Origin of the sequence: Paenibacillus sp. V4I5, assembly GCF_030817255.1 — a bacterium.
GTDB lineage: Bacteria > Bacillota > Bacilli > Paenibacillales > NBRC-103111 > Paenibacillus_E.
Window position 1 is genome coordinate 1,456,537 of record NZ_JAUSZB010000002.1, and the last position, 18,001, is coordinate 1,474,537.

11 protein-coding genes are annotated in these 18,001 nt (G+C 48.3%); 2 read left to right on the forward strand and 9 right to left on the reverse strand.

From position 1 onward, the window contains the following. Positions 1–19: 19 nt before the first annotated feature. The 6 genes from QFZ78_RS08665 to QFZ78_RS08690 form a co-directional block, all read right to left on the reverse strand. On the reverse strand, positions 20–790 hold the full coding sequence (locus QFZ78_RS08665; protein WP_307555562.1) for an SDR family NAD(P)-dependent oxidoreductase: 771 nt from the start codon (positions 788–790) through the stop codon (positions 20–22). Then, entirely contained in the window at positions 774–3,482 is a 2,709-nt protein-coding gene (locus tag QFZ78_RS08670) for a glycoside hydrolase family 78 protein (protein ID WP_307546731.1), read from the reverse strand. Before QFZ78_RS08670 ends, QFZ78_RS08665 begins: the two co-directional genes overlap by 17 nt. 197 nt (positions 3,483–3,679) lie before the next feature. Next, complete coding sequence (locus QFZ78_RS08675; protein ID WP_307546733.1) at positions 3,680–4,318, reverse strand: SGNH/GDSL hydrolase family protein; 639 nt, start codon at positions 4,316–4,318, stop codon at positions 3,680–3,682. A gap of 91 nt (positions 4,319–4,409) precedes the next feature. Next, complete coding sequence (locus tag QFZ78_RS08680; protein ID WP_307546735.1) at positions 4,410–5,351, reverse strand: dihydrodipicolinate synthase family protein; 942 nt, start codon at positions 5,349–5,351, stop codon at positions 4,410–4,412. 19 nt (positions 5,352–5,370) lie between these two features. Beyond that, positions 5,371–6,264, reverse strand: coding sequence for a 4-hydroxy-tetrahydrodipicolinate synthase (dapA, locus tag QFZ78_RS08685; protein WP_307546737.1), 894 nt, complete (start codon positions 6,262–6,264; stop codon positions 5,371–5,373). An 876-nt stretch (positions 6,265–7,140) separates the two neighbouring features. Further along, positions 7,141–8,289, reverse strand: a complete 1,149-nt coding sequence (locus QFZ78_RS08690) for an iron-containing alcohol dehydrogenase (protein ID WP_307555564.1) — start codon at positions 8,287–8,289, stop codon at positions 7,141–7,143. A gap of 237 nt (positions 8,290–8,526) precedes the next feature. Between QFZ78_RS08690 and QFZ78_RS08695 the strand changes: the two genes are divergently transcribed. Together QFZ78_RS08695 and QFZ78_RS08700 are read left to right on the forward strand one after the other, a co-directional pair. After that, positions 8,527–9,531, forward strand: coding sequence for a glycoside hydrolase family protein (locus QFZ78_RS08695; RefSeq protein ID WP_307546739.1), 1,005 nt, complete (start codon positions 8,527–8,529; stop codon positions 9,529–9,531). Positions 9,532–9,569: 38 nt separating this feature from the next. Continuing rightward, the gene (locus QFZ78_RS08700) at positions 9,570–12,245 is read left to right on the forward strand and encodes an alpha-L-rhamnosidase (protein WP_307546740.1); all 2,676 of its coding nucleotides are present in this window, start codon (positions 9,570–9,572) and stop codon (positions 12,243–12,245) included. 723 nt (positions 12,246–12,968) lie between these two features. Here QFZ78_RS08700 and QFZ78_RS08705 read toward each other — a convergent pair. The 3 genes from QFZ78_RS08705 to QFZ78_RS08715 all read right to left on the reverse strand — a co-directional run bounded on the left by QFZ78_RS08705 (position 12,969) and on the right by QFZ78_RS08715 (position 18,001). After that, positions 12,969–15,251: a glycoside hydrolase family 95 protein gene (locus QFZ78_RS08705; RefSeq protein WP_307546742.1), complete on the reverse strand. Its 2,283-nt coding sequence runs from the start codon at positions 15,249–15,251 to the stop codon at positions 12,969–12,971. Positions 15,252–15,327: 76 nt separating this feature from the next. Continuing rightward, on the reverse strand, positions 15,328–16,734 hold the full coding sequence (locus QFZ78_RS08710) for a four-carbon acid sugar kinase family protein (RefSeq protein WP_307546744.1): 1,407 nt from the start codon (positions 16,732–16,734) through the stop codon (positions 15,328–15,330). A gap of 7 nt (positions 16,735–16,741) precedes the next feature. Next, on the reverse strand, positions 16,742–18,001 hold the full coding sequence (locus QFZ78_RS08715; RefSeq protein ID WP_307546745.1) for a ribulose-bisphosphate carboxylase large subunit family protein: 1,260 nt from the start codon (positions 17,999–18,001) through the stop codon (positions 16,742–16,744).

Sequence of the window (18,001 nt, forward strand, 5' to 3'; positions counted from 1 at the left end):
ATGATTAACCGTTCGATCTTTAATCGAAAACCTGCAGAACGGACCTGCCTCCGTCCACAACGAGATTCGCTCCCGCAATGAACCCAGCTTCATCAGAAGCAAGAAAAACGGCCGCATTCGCCACGTCTTCCGGTTTACCGAATCGACCGACAGGGTGTGTTGCCAGCATGGCATTGCGCTTCTGTTCTCTGTTCGAAAAGGACTGCATGTAGGTCTCGGCAAGCGGTGTTTCAATATAACCCGGGATGATGGTATTCGCACGGATTCCCTGACCACCGAAATCAACACAAATCCCTTGGGCCATCGCAAGCATGCCTGCTTTGGAAGAGTGATAAGGGAAATGGTTTCGCTGCGTACGGATAACATGCGTCGAGCCGATGTTGACTATGCTGCCTCCACCCTGTTCCATCATGAACGGAATGGCGTGCTTGCAGCAGTACCACGCGCTTTTCAAATTCAAATTCATCACGTGATCCCAAGCTGCTTCGTCAGCCGTCACGACGTTCGTACTGCATGTAACGCCTGCGTTGTTAATGAGAATATGCAGGGCGCCGAAATGTATTTTGGCGGCTTCCATCAATGCAATCACGCTGTTTTCGGCGCGAATGTCAGCTCGGACAAACAAGGCGTTCCCACCTGCCTCTACGATCTCTTCGACGACCCGCACTCCCTCTTCGGAAATGTCATTGACGATCACGCAGGCTCCCTCTTCGGCAAATCGCCGTGCGACAGCTTCTCCGATACCTGATGCCGCTCCGGTAACAACAGCTACTTTACGCTCCAATCTCATGTGTGACACTTGTCTCCGCTCCCAGACTCAATCCGACATCTGTCCACCGCGAAATGAATGTGTAACTTCCTGAACCGGCGCTGTAAACGGACTTGTTGTTTTCTGTCCCTACATAATGCACTCCCTCGGTTACGTGCCCATCCTCATTCATGACGGCACCCGGCACATAAATCGTGGCAGTTGTGTTCACAGGAATTTGGACTTTCAAAACAAACAAAGACCGTTCTAGTTTCCACTCTACTCGGATCCTGCCATATACGGAATGAAATTCACCCTTGGCGAAATCGAGCCCGCCTCCCGGACGGGGATGGATCACGATATGCTTGTAACCCGGACTGTCTTCGTCTGTGTTGATCCCCATGATATTTTGATACATCCACTCGCCGACTGAACCCAATGAGTAATGATTAAACGAATTCATACCCGGATTTTGGAATCCGTTTGTTTCTGTCCAGGCGTCCCATCGCTCCCAAATGGTCGTAGCTCCATGCTTGATGGAATAAAGCCAGGAAGGGAAAGTACCTTGATTAAGCAAGGTGTAAGCAAGATCTTCTCTCCCTCCTTCGGTTAAAGCGGGAAGCAGATACCCGACGCCCAGAAAACCTGTCGTCAAATGATTGCCGTGGAGCTGAATATTTCCCGCCAAATATCGAACCGCATGGTTGCGCTGCTCTTCTGTCAGCAGGTTCATCTTCAGTGCGAGTACGTATACGGTCTGCGTATCTCCTTTGATTCGTCCGGCCTCATCCACAAACGCTTCTGAAAAAGCTTGTTTGATCCTTTCAAACAAATCCGCGTATTTGCGCGTATCTTCTTCCTTGCCTAGCGCTTTCGCAGATTTGGACAACAGTAAGGTGCTGTATGCGAAATAAGCGGTATCGAGCACGTCTTTTGGTGTGTCCGCGTGGATGGAGAGCCAATCACCATAATTCGAGTAACCCGGTCGGATCAAGTTCACCGTGTTCGCTTCTAAATACTCCACCCATCTGATCATCGCCGGATAGCATTCTTCCAAATTTCTATGATCGCCATACACCTGGTAAACGGTCCAAGGAATAACAACCCCCGCATCACCCCATCCACCATTGTCAGGAGCATGCCAGTTCAATTCCGTATGATTATGCTTAAACTCTTCCCAGCCGGAATCCGGCGCCACATCGGGAAAAGCTCCGGAGGGACGCTGGGCATCGATCACATCGATCATATACTTATTGAAAAAGCGTCCGACATCCATATTAAAACTGGCCGTACGAGCAAAAATTTGCGCATCTCCCGTCCAACCTAGCCGTTCATCACGCTGCGGACAATCCGTCGGAACGCTGAGAAAATTGCCGCGTTGTCCCCACTCGATATTGCTTAGAAGCTTATTCAGCATGACGTCGGATGTTTCTAACCAACCCGTTTGCGGCGTTGCCGAATGAACAACTCTACCAATGACCGTTTGCAGTGTGGGGGAATTCGTCAATCCCATTACTTCTACATACCGGAATCCGTGAAAAGTAAAGTGAGGTTCCAGACATTCCTCCCTTTCACCTCTTAAGATGTATATCTCCTGCTGAACAGCTTCACGAAGATTTATGGTGTATAACGTATTGTCGTCATTCAACATTTCCGCACAGCTGACGGTAACTTCTTGACCTTCTTGCCCGTCTTCAATTTGAAGACGAACCCAGCCAACCATATTTTGTCCCATGTCAAATAAGTAAGAGCCACGAGGTGTTTTTTTCATGCTGATCGGCAGCAGTTCCTTCATGACTTGAACAGGAGGATCTACTTGTGCGGTCAAGACCCCAACGTAGCGTTCCAAAACAACAGGCGTCTCCCAAGTGTCATCGTCAAAGCCCGGCAAGCTCCATCCTTTCGGTTCCAGACGGGCATCAAAACTTTCGCCTTTTAGTAAATCCGAGTACAGGATTGGTCCCGCAAACGCTTTCCATGATTCGTCGGTCACTACAATTTGATTGGAACCGTCCTCATATTCGATATGCAGCTCAAGGAGCAAATAAGGATTGTCTCCGTATCTGTTCGGACCGAACATACCCACGTGACCAGCATACCATCCTGTGCCTATGATCGCTCCTAAAGCCATACTTCCGGTACTCAGATACGACGTTACATCATAGGTCTGAACCTGTACCCTGATGTTGTAATCTGTCCATCCAGGGGCAAAATAATCTCTGCCTACCCTTTCACCGTTGATGTGCAGTTCGTACAACCCTAATGCACTTGCATAAATGAAAGCCTGGCGGACCGGCTTTTCGATTCGAAATGTTTTCCTCATATAGGGAGATGGCAAAAGCTCCGTGTTCTGAGGTTTTGTTCTGCCAATCCAGCGTGCTTGCCATTCGTCTTGGTTTAGAATGCCCATCGACCAATGAGCTGACCTGCTCCACTCAGACACTATATCTCGTTTATCCCAAACCCTGACCTGCCAATAATAAACCCGTTTTGATTCTAGAGGTGTTCCCTCATAAGAGACATGGATTGATTGGTCGGACTGAACCTTTCCGCTGTCCCATAGATCGCCCTTATTCTCATTCAACAGTTCAGGACGAGATGCTACCAATACGTGATAGGCCGACTGGACCTGACCGTTTTCTTCCGATTCCATCATCCAGCTTAAGCGGGGAACGGTCGTAACAATGCCTAACGGATTCTCGATGTATTCCGTTTTTAGCTCAGAAACTTTCATAGTCCTCTCCTCCTATGGACAGACTCCCTTTACCGGGATACTTGAGTCAAGTGTATCTAAAATTCATCTTTCGTTTATAGGGCAAATTCACCTATTTTATAGGCGACGCCTTCCACCTCTCCCTGAATCTCTTGAAAAAAGTCATGAAAAAGACTGCATCCATGGTGAATGGCATGCAGTCTTAATACTAGCTAGAACTAATCTTTGTTGGGGGTACCTGTAACCGCCTTCAGCCAAGTTGTGGCCATCAGCATATCTCCAAGCGTATTCATGTGTACGCCGTCGGTTGTTAAATCCTGACCTGTTTCACACTGTAAGAAATCGATGAATGCTTCATGCGTCGGCACAAGGATGCCACTATATTCTTCCGTCAGACGGTTAACAATGTCCACGTAAGGCTTCAGTAACTGGGTCCCTGTTGAATCAGGATACTCCTTGATCACCGTAGGCTGCATGAGAATCGCACGACAATTGGGTAATTGTTTCGTTTGATCCAGCAGGCTGCGATACACCGCTTCGAACTTGTCGGGATACACTTGTTCCGCATCCGGCGAATCCAATTGCCGCCATACGTCATTGATGCCGATAGAAATCGAAATCCACTGCGGTTGGTGATCCAGTACGTCGATTCTCCATCTTCTCTCCAAATCAATAACGCGGTTTCCGGATACACCTTCGTTGATTATTTTCAAAGACAGCTCCGGGTATACCGCAGTGAGATAATCATGCAGCAGCCGTACATATCCCGAGCCCAGCTTCAAGGGGTCCTTTTTTCTTCCTTTGTCTGTTATACTGTCACCAATAAATACGATTTTGTCCTTAGCTTTAAACGGCACTATTACGCCTCCTCGTATTTTCACTCCCTAATCGACGGCCTTGAAGCAAACATGCAGCAGCATCGAATTCCCTAGAGGGTCAGCTTTCTGCTCAAACGTTTACATTTTGTTTTGTCATAAACTGCTTCTTGAATAGATGATACAGTGTATCGAGCTGCTCCACTTCAAACCTTTGATTTTCTCTGAAAGCACTAGATTCTCTGGTACGGCAGTGCATCGCTAGGGGTAGACCTATTTTTTGTAAATGATATTTTGCATTGACGGGATACATCTGCAGTTCGATTAAGGACGCAGGTCCGACAAACGATTGAATCATTTCTGCCGTATATGTCTCTAAATCCCAGCACTCCGTAAGACGCACATACAGATCGGGGTGAAAATTGGCCATCACGCCGCTGAAGCCGGCCGCGCCCAAACGTAACGATTCGAGCAATGTTGCGGAATTCGCATTGAATATTTTCAATGGACTCCCTTTCACCGCATCGATCTTCTCGGCAATATGCGTAAGATCGCAGCTCGTGTCCTTAAGAAACCCAAACCTGCCCGTATCCGCGCACCATTTGAGCAGTTTTGGGGTCATCAGCCTTTTGTAAGGATATGGGCATTCGTAAATACCAAAAAGTACATTCGGCACTCGATCCAGCAGCTGCATGGCACGGTTCAACCACACCTCGTCCGACTCTTCCGGTCCGGCAAACCGGTTGCTGACCAACACGACCGCATCAACTCCCGTATCCGCCATGCACTGAAGCTCTTCCACCTGTTCATCGAATCCGTCTGATATATGACCAGAAGCAATCACAGGCACACGGCCAGCAGCCTTTTCCTTAACGAACCGCGCGATCCCTACCCTCTCCTCCAAAGACAAGTAAAACATTTCACTCGATTGGCAGACTGCGAAAAGCCCGTGAACGCCTTGGGCAATATACCATTCCACTAGCTGCCCTAATGCGCCATAGTCCACTTCGTTGGAATTCGTGAACGGGGTCAGCATCGTTGGCCAAACCCCATTCGGAATGTTTACATCCTTCATCTTCAACACCTCATCCTGATCATTTTATGACACCTTCACCCATATATCGATCCATCATTATTCTCAGTTCCCCTTTGGCAGACGAAGTGAGAGATTGAACCGGCAGTCGCGGTTCTCCCGCAGGCAAACCGATCATGTTCATCACTTCCTTCAGAACGGACGGCAAGGTACCCAGTGAGAACGCACTGCGAAGAGCGCGCAGCTTTCGCTGCGACAATTCAGCTTCTTCCGGTTTACCCTGCATCCATAAATCGTAAATGGAGCTGACGACCTCCGGGAATACATTGGCTGTTGCTGCGATGGCTCCGTGTCCGCCAGCCATTAGTGTCGGCAATATGAGCGAGTCTGTCCCTGCCAATACGGCAAAATCCGGCTCGCACAGCTCTAGAACTTGCAAAATGTTATCGAAGTTTCCGCTGCTGTCTTTAATTCCAACAATGTTAGGCACTTTACTTAACTCCATGACCGTACGAGGTAAAAGAGAGTTGCCGGTACGCGCAGGAATGTTATACAAAATAATAGGCAGCGCTGTCGCTTCTGCAACCGAACGGAAATGCCCTATCAGCTCCTGCTGTGTAAACGTCAAAAAATAAGGAGTGATTATCGATAACGCATCGGCTCCCATTTGTTCTAGGCGTACGGCCAACTGAACCGTTTCCTTTGTTCCGACGCACCCAGCGCCCACATAAATCGGAAGCCGTCCTTGCGCTTCCTCTATGACGATCTCGGCAACTAGCAGCTTTTCCTCCATAGTCAAAGTAAAGAACTCCCCATTGGTACCTAGGCAAAACAGACCGTGAACGTTTGCGTCGATGAACCTGCGGACTAATTGTCGCAATGCGGACTCGTTGAGATTTTGAGATTCGTCAAAAGGGGTAATCATAGCGGGAATGATGCCGGCGGGCTTTAACATCGTATCTCTCCTTGTATGGATCGGATGGTAGAATGAATCGGTTATATATTTTGCGAAAGGTTGTCAATCCGTTTGGACGCAGGCTCAACAGCAGAGCGGATCGCTCCCAACATACTTCTTTCATCCGCTTTACCTATACCGGCAAAGTCAGCGCTCCGAAAGCTTGAGCGCACCTCGATGCCTCAGCAGCTCTCTGGTATGCCAATTCGGCATCAAGGGAACGGCAGTCGGTATTCAGTACGAGCGCTAATCAGATTTTATTTGGTGAGGGGCATTCTTTAAATAAGAGTCTTTAGAGGCTGTTAATTTGCCATTTTTATCGCTTTTAATGGAAATAGGAGTCCCTAGAAGCTGTTATTTTTCAGGTTTCTCCTTATTTCGGTGAAAATCAAACAGATAAAAGCCTTTGGAGACTGCTATTTTAAGAATTCGATCTAATACCGAAGAAATAGAAGTCTCTGGAAGCTCTTATTTACAGAACGATGGCTCATCCGCTTATCTACTTATCTCATGCGGCCGTTAATGTATACAGTTCTTATCCTGACCAACGCAGTTCACCACATTATTGTGAGTGTCCAGCTAAATGGTTTTCCATGGGAATGGTTGACACAATTTAACTGGAAGATCTGCTTCTAATCATGCTCTCACCATTTAAAAACGCATTTCAGATGGAAAACCTACCGCAAAAATAACCTTTTTTGGTGAGTTCTAAGAAAATGACCGAAATTAACGGGAGAAATTCCATTTGATTTGATCGATGTAGCAGCTGCACTTCACGACCCTCGCCATTTCGCTTATTTTCTCGACTTTTGAGTTGAGAAGATCCGTCTTCGTCTAAGAAAACACCATCAAGCAGTATCACTCCATACCCATAGGTCAAGGAAACAGTTTCCGGTAAACAGACTTGATCGATTCCAAGTCCAACGGCTTCGGATTATTATTTAAAAGCCTGGTGACCTTTGATGCGGCGACTGCCAGATCATCGACATCCCTTTCCGTAATGCCGAATTCACGCAAATTTTGCGGGATATGCATGTCTGAAGTCCACTCGAAAATTTGCTCGATCACTAGATCGGAGGAGTCCTTTCCTCCCCTTTTCTCCATCTGCAGCCCCATGGCTTGGGCAACGTTGTCCAGCCGCCCTGATATGGCATCCATATTATAGGCCATGACATGCGGAAGCAGCATCGAATTGGCGACTCCGTGCGAAATGTTGAACTTGCCTCCGAGCGGATAAGCGAGCGCATGCACAGCCGCTGTTCCAGCCGCACTTAACGCCATACCGCCGTACATCGACCCGAGCAGCATCTTCTCCCTCGCTTCGAGATCCGAGCCGGTATGATAAGCATGAACCAGACTTTCTGCAATCAATCGTATTGATTCCAAAGCAAACATGTCGCTTATCGGGTTGGCCTTATTGGATATATATGATTCTAAGGCATGCGTAAAAGCGTCCATTCCCGTTGCAGCCGTAATCGGTTGCGGCAGGCTTACCGTTAATACAGGATCGATAATGACCAGCTTGGGCAGCAAGTGCCTGCTGATTACACCAACCTTCAACTCTTCTTCGGGAACGGTTACAATCGCATTTGGCGTCACTTCGGAACCGGTGCCTGAAGTCGTCGGCACAAGAACTGTCGGGATGCCCGGTTGAGAAACGAGATCGGTACCGATCATGCTCTGTAAATCAACCGGATTCGTCAGCAAAACGGAAAACAATTTCGTAGCGTCAAGAACGCTTCCTCCACCAATACCTATCAGCAAATCAACAGGTTCTGCGGAGATATTAGCAAATACTGCGCGTATATTATCAACCGTCGGTTCCGGTTTCACTTCCGTTATACAACGGCTGGATATACCCGCTTGCTTTAGCTCGACGACGATTTGCTCGATAACCCCCAGCGCTACTATAGAAGGCTGTGTAATGATCACTACATGCCGAAACTCACCAAGCAAATGGACTCGCGGAACCAGATGGGCGATGGTGTTTCGGCCGGCGATAATACTGCCAGCAGTCTGAAACATGTACGGATTGGATGAATTATTGGCTTTCACTGTGCTCCCCCTTCCGAACAAAACTTCCACAATTTCCCCTCATCCTACGCCCGCTTACGGGCGAAGTCAATGCAGCCGTAATCTTAAGATGCAATCGACCTATATATCGGATTCAATCCCCCCCATAGTAGGAAGAGGTATGATTGTAATCTTAAAATAGGTTACATCTATCGCATGTTCTAACTACAGTTGAGGAGTGTGAAAACGATGAATATTGAGCCGTATGCAACACCTTATAAATTAGGTAGACCGGTGCTAGTTGGATCCGGAATTACAGGTCGTTTTGATGAACGTGCCGTTGATTGCCCCTTTGTCTTTCAACATAACGATACATTTTACATGATGTATGTAGGGTTTGACGGTACGGGTTATCAAACAGCCCTAGCCACAAGCAAAGACCTGTTAGACTGGGATCACCTAAGTGTTATTTTAAGACGAGATGAAGGTTCAAGCTGGGATTCGAAAAATATAGCAGGCACATGGATCTTGAAGGAAAATCGGATCGATGCTCCTCCCGTGCTTAAGAAATGGAACAACAAATACTGGCTGCTCTATCACGCCTATCCTGAGTTCGGGTACGAAGAAGGTTCGGCAAAAATCGGAATCGCATGGACGGAAGATGAACAGCTGCTGGAGTGGCACAGATGTCCTGATCCGATTCTAACCCCTGAGTCAGGTGCGGAATGGGAAAAAGGCGGTTTATACAAGGAATGCCTGGTTGAACATGAAGGCACTTTCTATTTGTTTTATAATGCCAAAAACACGAATAAGGGGAAGTGGATTGAACAAACGGGCGTTGCTCGCTCTACTGATCTCGTCCAATGGCAGAGATACGAGCAAAACCCCATACTTCGTGTCTCTCCGGAAAGATGGGATTCCGGTTTTGTCAGCGACCCTTGTGTATTACAGGATAAAGACCAATGGGTCATGTATTTCTTTGGCTATAATTACAAGCAAGCACAAGAAGGAATTGCACTTTCGAAGGATCTTTTACATTGGGATAAATATCCCGATCCGATCATTGGTGTTGGAGAAGAGGGAACCATCGACTCTATCTTTGCCCATAAGCCTTCCGTCATTACGTATAATGATGTGTTATATCACTTCTATTGCTCCTGCAGACCCTATAAGGATGGCGATCCAACAAAAAATTATGGTAAAGAGTTCCGAACAATAAGTGTGGCTGCCTCACAAGATATCTTTGGACAGTAACTATCTATCAGAGGATGTTTAAAAGGAGACTCAAACCGATGCAACTGGATGAAATGTTTGTTGAAAGCAAAATTTGCCCTATTGGAGTCGATGTCACACACCCCTCTTTCGGCTGGAGCTACAAATCCAGTTTCAATCGTGCGCAAATGCAAACAGCCTACCGGATCATGGTGTCGACCGATGAGGAATGTAAGAAACGTTTAATATGGGATAGCGGGAAAATGCTTAGCAGGAAAAACGTGCATGTTTTATTTGAAGGCCCTCCGCTTCAGTCCCGCTTACGCTATTATTGGAAGCTTCAGATTTGGGATCAAAACGATCAGATGACAGAAAGTCCGGTATCGTGGTGGGAAATGGGACTTTTAAACGAGAACGATTGGGCAGCCCGCTGGATTGGAGAAGCTGACGGAGAGCCGCAGGAACGTACTTCGCTTCCTTTGTTCCGATATGAATTCAACCTAGATAAATCTGTGGAAAGAGCAAGAGCTTACATATGCGGATTGGGTCAATACGAGCTTCGGTTAAACGGAAACAAGGTCGGCGATGATGTGCTTTCACCCGGGTGGACAAACTATGACAAAACTTGTCTCTACTGTGTTTACGATGTGACCGACGAAATGAACGAAGGTGCCAACGCGGTGGGCGTTATGCTCGGGAACGGATTTTTCAACGTAACGGGTGGCCGTTACAGCAAATTCAAACGTTCCTTCGGTACCCCGAGATGTTTGGTCCAGCTTGAAATTACGTATACCGACGGTACGACGGTCACGATTGCCAGTAATCAAGACTGGCAGACCTCTGCCAGCCCCATCACCTTTTCATGCATATATGGGGGCGAAGATTTTGACGCACGCCTTATTCATGCTGGTTGGGATCAGCCAGGTTTCATGGAAAGCGAAGACTGGGGATACGCAGCCGAGGTTGCCTCACCTGTTGGAAAGCTGAAATCGCAAGCGCTTTCTCCTTTGAAAGTGATGAAGACATTCAAACCTGTGAGCATTTTGCAGCCGAAACCTGGTGTGTATGTCGCCGATTTTGGGCAAAACTTCTCGGGATGGGTTGAAATATCCGTCATTGGCCACGAAGGTTCAAAGGTCACTCTATCCCCTGCGGAATTGTTGAAGGATGAAGGTACGGCCAATCAAAAATGGACCGGTTCCCCATACAGGTTTTCTTACATCCTAAAAGGAGACGGAGAGGAAATCTGGTCGCCTCGATTCAGCTACTACGGTTTTCGTTATGTACAAATCGAAGGCGCGATTCCCGCCGATTCGACCGATTCGATCAGGTCCCCTATGGATTTTCCCGTTCTTGTCCACATGGAAGGACAAATGATCTATCCAGATACGAGAGTTTCAGGAAGGTTCGAAAGCTCAGATGTTATGCTGAACCGGACGCACGAGATTATTAATCAAGCGATTCTTAGCAACATGAAAAGCCTGTTTACGGATTGTCCGCATCGAGAAAAACTCGGATGGTTGGAACAAATCCATCTGATGGGCCCATCCGTTGCATTCAATTATCAGATTGAACCCTTGTTAATGAAAACGATGGAAGACATCAGAGATGCCCAACTGCCCAGCGGGATGGTGCCCACGACGGCACCCGAATATGTTGTGTTCTCCGATAAATGGCGCTGCTTCCGCGATTCTGTATCGTGGGGCGGTGCGTATGTGTTGACAGGCTGGAACCTATTTCGTATGTACGGCAATACTCGAATTTTGGCCGAGCATTACGAGGGGATGAAAGCGTACGTCGATTATGTGACCGAAGACACCGATCATTTTATCGTCAATCAAGGGCTTGGAGATTGGTATGATGTCGGGGAAAATGGACCCGGGTTCGTACAAAACACACCTGTTCCTCACACGGAAACTGCGATGTACTTCCATATCGTCGATGTGTTTGCACAAATCGCAAGCTTGTTAAACAACAGCCAGGACGCCTTCAACTATGCAAACTTGCGGGAGAAGATTAAATCGGCGTTTAACGGCACATTTTTCAACCGGGAAACAGCCAGTTATGCCACAGGCAGTCAAACCTCGAACGCCATGCCGCTTGTATTGGGAATAGTCGATGATTCGTACAGAGAATCAGTACTTGCCCATTTAATAGAAGACATTCGACTGCATGGTTATCATACGACTGCAGGTGATGTCGGTCATCGTTATGTACTGCTTGCACTCGCGCTGAATGGACGCTCGGACATTATTTACAAAATGACTCAAAAAACCGATCATCCTAGCTACGGTTATCAAATCGTTCACGGTGCAACGACGTTGACGGAAGCCTGGGACGGTCCGACCGTGGGCAAATCACAAAACCATTTTATGCTCGGACATTTGGAGGAATGGTTATACTCAGGTTTGGCTGGAATCGATTATCGATATGACCCAGACTTTGAAAGTTATAAGGTCACGATTAAACCGGCTATGCCTGAAGGTTTGGATGAAATCAAGGTTGAACACCAGTTACCAGTCGGATGTATGCGCGTCGAATGGAAACGCAGCAATCAAACGCAGTTGACGTTAAACGTAATTATTCCTACAAACTGTATGGGAGATGTATACGTCCCAGCATTATCTATGGATGTGATTACAGAAAACGGATCTATGATTGAGGAAGCTCCGTGCATCGAAATCATCGGCTATGAAGCCGGGTATGCCGTTCTTCGCGTTTCTTCGGGACAATACTATTTTGTCAGCGAAATATAAAACCTTATTTCCGACTTTGATAGTTTTCTTTGCAAACAGTTGATAACAATATTTATGGTTTTACCATCGACGCAACCGGAATACAAACGTTTCCTGAGCTCTATTCGGACGGAGGGGTGCCGCTCGGACACTTATCTAACTGTACGTGGCACACCGCTCCAAATCCCGAAGGCTACCGTGTGGAAAAATTTCCGCTTACCAACTCCTGCACGCTCGGCGGGAGACCGGTTATCCCGGATTGATTCGTATTGTTCCTTCCAAACGTCAACCATGCTGTTAAGCACGTTTTATACCCTTTTGAGCCTCACTCAACGCACAAATCCGCCCTCTTCCCGTCTGTAAGATTGAAAAACATTATTATAGACGCGCTTCCGCTTTCCCTAGCCTCTGGAACGATGAAATACAACCTTACAGCCTCGCTCAACGCACAAATCCGCCCTTTTATCGTCTGTAAGATTGAAAAACATCGTTATAGACGCACTTCCGCTTTCCCTAGCCTCTGGAACGATGAAATACAACCTTACAGCCTCACTCATTTCACAAATCTGCCCTCATCATGCAATAAGTCTCGAATGTACAATGGTGCGGTCGATTTCGCTTCAAATTGGGCAGTTTCAACCGTTGTTTTGCTTTGGGAAACTTCAAAAAACAAAAAAAGAGCTTTCGACCATTGTATGGACTACAAGGTGGACAGCTCTTTTTCTACTTTCATAGGGTTACGATTTAGACCGACTCGATCTTATACACCATACCCGGGGTTGTGTTAAACTCCAACACTTGATCCGATATTGAATAATCTTTCAATGTGTCAGCTCTAAGTATCCGAACTTCGACACTCGTTCGAAGACGGCAAATACCTCCGAGCTGCGATCGTACCTCAGCCTTTTCGAGTTTTCCGCTCCTCCATTTGATATCTACGTCAAAACCCCCTCGTGCCCTCAGTCCCTTCACTTCTCCGTCCGACCATGCCATTGGCAGCGCTGGCAGCAAGTGAAGTTCTCCGGTATGGCTTTGCAGCAGCATTTCGGCAATACCCGCAGTCCCCCCGAAGTTACCATCAATTTGAAACGGAGGGTGGTTATCAAGCAGGTTCGGCAGCGTCGACTTGCTTAGCAGAGCCATGACGTTCTCATAAGCGGCCTCTCCGTCTTCCAGACGAGCCCAGAAATTGATGATCCACGCTCGGCTCCAACCCGTATGCCCGCCTCCGTGTGCTAGTCTGCGTTCAAGCGTTTTGCGCGCTGCTTCGGCTAATAGCGGTGTTTCCCGAACGGTAATTTGGTTGCCGGGATGAAGCCCGAACAGATGGGAAATATGCCGGTGTCCGGCCTTCTTCTCTTCGTAATCCTCAAGCCATTCCTGCAGTTGGCCGTAACGGCCGATCTGCGGCTCTGGAAGTCTGCTGCGGACAAGAATCCACTCTTCTCGCAGCGTTTCGTCCGCTTCCAACAATTCGCTCGCCCGAATACACCCTGTGAACAAAGCGTGCAGGATTTGATTATCCATCGCTGGTCCCATTGTAAGGCAGCCTCTTTCCCCATTTGGCAGTACAAAGGTATTTTCCGGCGATACGGACGGGCAGGTCACCAGCTTGCCGTCCGGTGTTTCTATTAAATAGTCAAGAAAGAACAATGCCGATTCTTTCATCGTTTCATAAGCGCGCAGTAAAAATTCGTGATCGCCGCCAAATTCGAAATGCTCCCACAGGTGCAAACAAAGCCATGCAGCGCCCATCGGCCAGTATGTTGCCGGAATGTAGATGTCTTGCGGAGAAGTATCGCCCCAAATATCCGTATTGTGATGCGCAACAAACCCTCGGCAGCCGTACATGATTTGTGCGGTCTTCCGTCCGCGCTCGCGCATCCGCTCGATCAGGTCGAACAGCGGCTCGTGGCACTCTGACAAATTACATGTTTCCGCAGGCCAATAATTCATCTGAGCATTAATATTGATCGTATATTTGCTGTCCCACGGCGGCTCAATTTTATCGTTCCAAATACCCTGCAAGTTGGCAGGCAAGGAGCCTGGACGGCTGCTGGATATGAGCAAATACCGGCCATATTGAAAATAAAGCGGGATAATCCCGGCATCTTCCCCACCCTCGCGAATCCGCTCAAGCCGCTTGTCTGTCGGTAACTCTGCGATATCATCTGAAGGGGAATTCAGCTTAAAGGAAACTCGGTCATACAGTCTTCCGAAGTCTTCCTGATGGTCGTCCTTCAACCGAGAGTACGTTTTCGCTACCGCTTCCTCCACCCGTCTGAGGCATTCAGCCTCCGGTTCGTCGTAGCGGAATGTAGTGGCTGCCGCTAAGTAAAGTGTCAAGCTGTCGACTCGATCCACAATCAAATGCTCACCGATAACGCTGACGGCGCCTCCGTGAGCCTCCGCATGCAGCACGGCACAGAATTCGGAACCACCGCCGCCGCAATTGCCGCGAATCGCAATACTGCGATCGGACAGCTTGCCTATTTGTTCCGCATACTTGTTTTTCTCGCCCCGCATAAGACGCGCGGTCAACGATAAGGCGCCAGGCATATCTGCCTCCAGCCTAACCGTTAATACCTGATCGACGTGGCTGGACAGTATCTCGCGTATATAACGAACGCCGCCCGTCCGGTACGTTACGGATGCGATTCCGGTACTTAAGTCAAGCTCCCTCCGGTAATCTTCGATCTCACCTTCGTGATCTGCAAACGCCAACGTCATATCGGCGAGCGGCATATAATGGCGCTGTCCCTCCGGCACGCCGGATAATGCCATCACTGCAAGCTTCTCCGCATCGCGGATTCGCCCTTCCGCTATCCACTGGCGGATTTGCGGAAGATGCTGAAGGGCATCCGGATTGTTGCGTTCCTTCGGTCCCCCGTACCAGACCGAATCCTCGTTGAGCTGGATCTTTTCCTTGGCAGCCTTGCCAAAAATCATGCCACCCAGCCTGCCGTTCCCAATTGGCAGTGCTTCGTTCCATTCGGCAGCCGGCTGTCGATACCAAATCTTATCCATGAATACCTCCTAAGCATTTATGCAATACCCACGACCTTCGCCACCCGAACGTCATACCGCATAGCCATGTACTATTTTACAATGTCGTGCCAACTCTTACCTTATCAAAAAAATTCTCACCGCCGACTTGTCCGCCTTTCAGTACAAGCTCCAGACCGTCAAACTGCGGCTCTGTTGAATATGCACGGCATAAAGGTCCACCAGGCTCCAGCGCAGCCTTACAGGCTAGTGCATAGATACCCAACTCACGTGTTATATAACCAGATGTATCCCCGCCAGCGATAAGAATGCGTGACAGACCCGTCTCTGCCACTAATTCTCGGGTCAGCCTACCAAGGGCCTGACCAAACAAACGTCCGCTGTCTTCGGTCTTAAGCCCTTGTGCAGCAAGCGTTTCACGAATGAGAGCAATCGTTTGGTCCTGTGGTCCAGAGGCCGTATACAGCACCACACTTTGACCGTTCTCCAGCGCCGATCGCACCTCTTGCTGCAAACGTAACTGCGCTTCCTGTGCCAGCTCCGGTTGGATCAATTCATTCATTGGAACCCGAATTCCGATGAATCCTGCCTCCAAAGCACGCTGAATTTGTTTCTCAGTTACCGGTGAGCAGCTCCCAGACACCACTAATAGGCGATCGACAGATTCAACCGCAACTACTTTCCGCTCTGTGGGTGGTAAGATACCATCTGCTTTCCAGCAAGCATTGAGCGCATATTCAACACCAGATGAGCCGACTACAAACAGTCCCTCGCCATCATTCGCTTCCTGCCAGATCAAACGCCCTGCTTTTTCAAGTCGAGACTCATCCAGAACATCGAATAAGATGACTTCAGGCTGTTCGGTTTCAATTAATTGCTCTATTTTCCCGTGCACCTCTTTATCGGATCCTTCAAGCGCTATAATATCAAACAATGAAGTTTGCATTTTCGTCTGCTTTTGCAAATGCTCCCGTAAATCCGCCTCCACCATCGGCGTCACGGGATGCTGCGACATCGTGGGATGTCGGTCGAGCCTGTGAATGCGTTCTCCCGCTGCCGCAAAATGATTGCCAAAGAGTGTATACCTTCGTAAATAGGGCACGCCAACTAATAAAGGTACATAACGTCCACCGAACAAATCCCGACCTATCTCCATCGCTTTTCCGATGCTGCCTATCTCAGGTGAAGAATCAAACGTGGAGCAAATCTTATAATGCACCACAGCCGCTCCGGCTTTCTTCATTGTCGTAAGCAGCGGGCGCAGTTCTCTCTCCATATCCTCGGGTGACAAGGACCGACCCACACCCGCCACCCCATAACAATCCAAGTTTCGAAACTGCTCCCGCAGCATCTCTAGTGTGGGTGGCTCCAGAAACAAGATCGTTTTCAGCCCTGCCTGAAACAAAGCTTCGAGTACATCGGTTGACCCGGTAAAATCATCTCCGTAAAAACATAACAATCGCTTGACCTGATCATGATCGTTGGATAGCTTCATCGCGTTCATAGGCGCTTCAACCTCTCCCGTATTTCTCTATTGCACGTTGAAGCGGTGGATGCAGCTTAGCGTAACTGTCAAGAGAAATCCCTTGTACAGCGGCCTCCCAGCCGAGCTTCATGCTTTCAAATCCTGCTGCTGGACCGTCTGGATGCGCCAACATGCCGCCACCAGCCAAGTGCATCACATCAACGGAACGTGTAGCTTCATAGGTGACAGGAGCTGTCCCCGCCCACTGCATGGACGAAATGACAGGCATCGAATGATACCCGCCTAGTAACGGCGATGTGCATGCTTGAATGGAACGAAGGACAGATTCGTTACTTTCATAGAACTTGCTGTTAAAGCCATTGACATGAAGATGATCGGCACCTGCCAAACGGCATAACTTCTGATATGCGGTAAATTCAATGCCGAGCAGGGGACTTCTTGTCAGCATCCCCCACTGATTGCGATGACCATGAATCGGCACTTCACTATACTGGTTCAAGTAAGCCAGGCCGCTCAATCCTACACTCAATACGCTGACCATAACGCATGTACCACCTGATTTCACGACGAGATCATGATTCCGGCGAAGCTCGTCAATATCGCCTGTAATATTAAAAGCATACATCAGCTTCTTACCGGTTGCATCCGCAGCTCGTTCGACGGCTTCCATAACTGCCTTTACTTTGTGCTCCAAGGGAGCACACGGCGGATTCGCATTCAACTCGTCATCTTTAATAAAATCCATCCCAGCTAGAGCAAGCTTTTTCACTAGCTCTGACAATTGTTCCGTAGATAACCCAATACTGGGCTTAATAATGGTGCCTAGTATGGGTCGATCATACACCCCAGTCAGCTTTCTTGTGCCTGAAATGCCAAACTTTGGTCCGGGATAACGGGTCGCAAAAGATTCCGGCAGATCCAGATCCAAAAGACGCAGTCCCGAGAGTTCCTGGAGTTCGTACAGATTTCCAGCTACCGCAGAAAGCAAGTTAGGAATCGAAGGGCCAAAATTATGCAGCGGAAATGAGACCGTTACGCGCCCTTGACGGTACTTGCCGTCATGCCCAGCAGGCGGCTTCGCTCCCGGTAAGGAAGGTGTATCTACTTCTGCAAGCAGTTCAATATGTTCGACGGTTGCACCGAACTTCTCTTTTAATTCATCCGTTTCCCCTGGGACAGATATAAAGGTACCTGTTGATTGCTCCCCAGCAATTGTCGCCGCTGCGCGCTCTAAAGAATATGGCGTTTCTACCAGATAGATAGCTCTAACACGTTCTTGATTCAT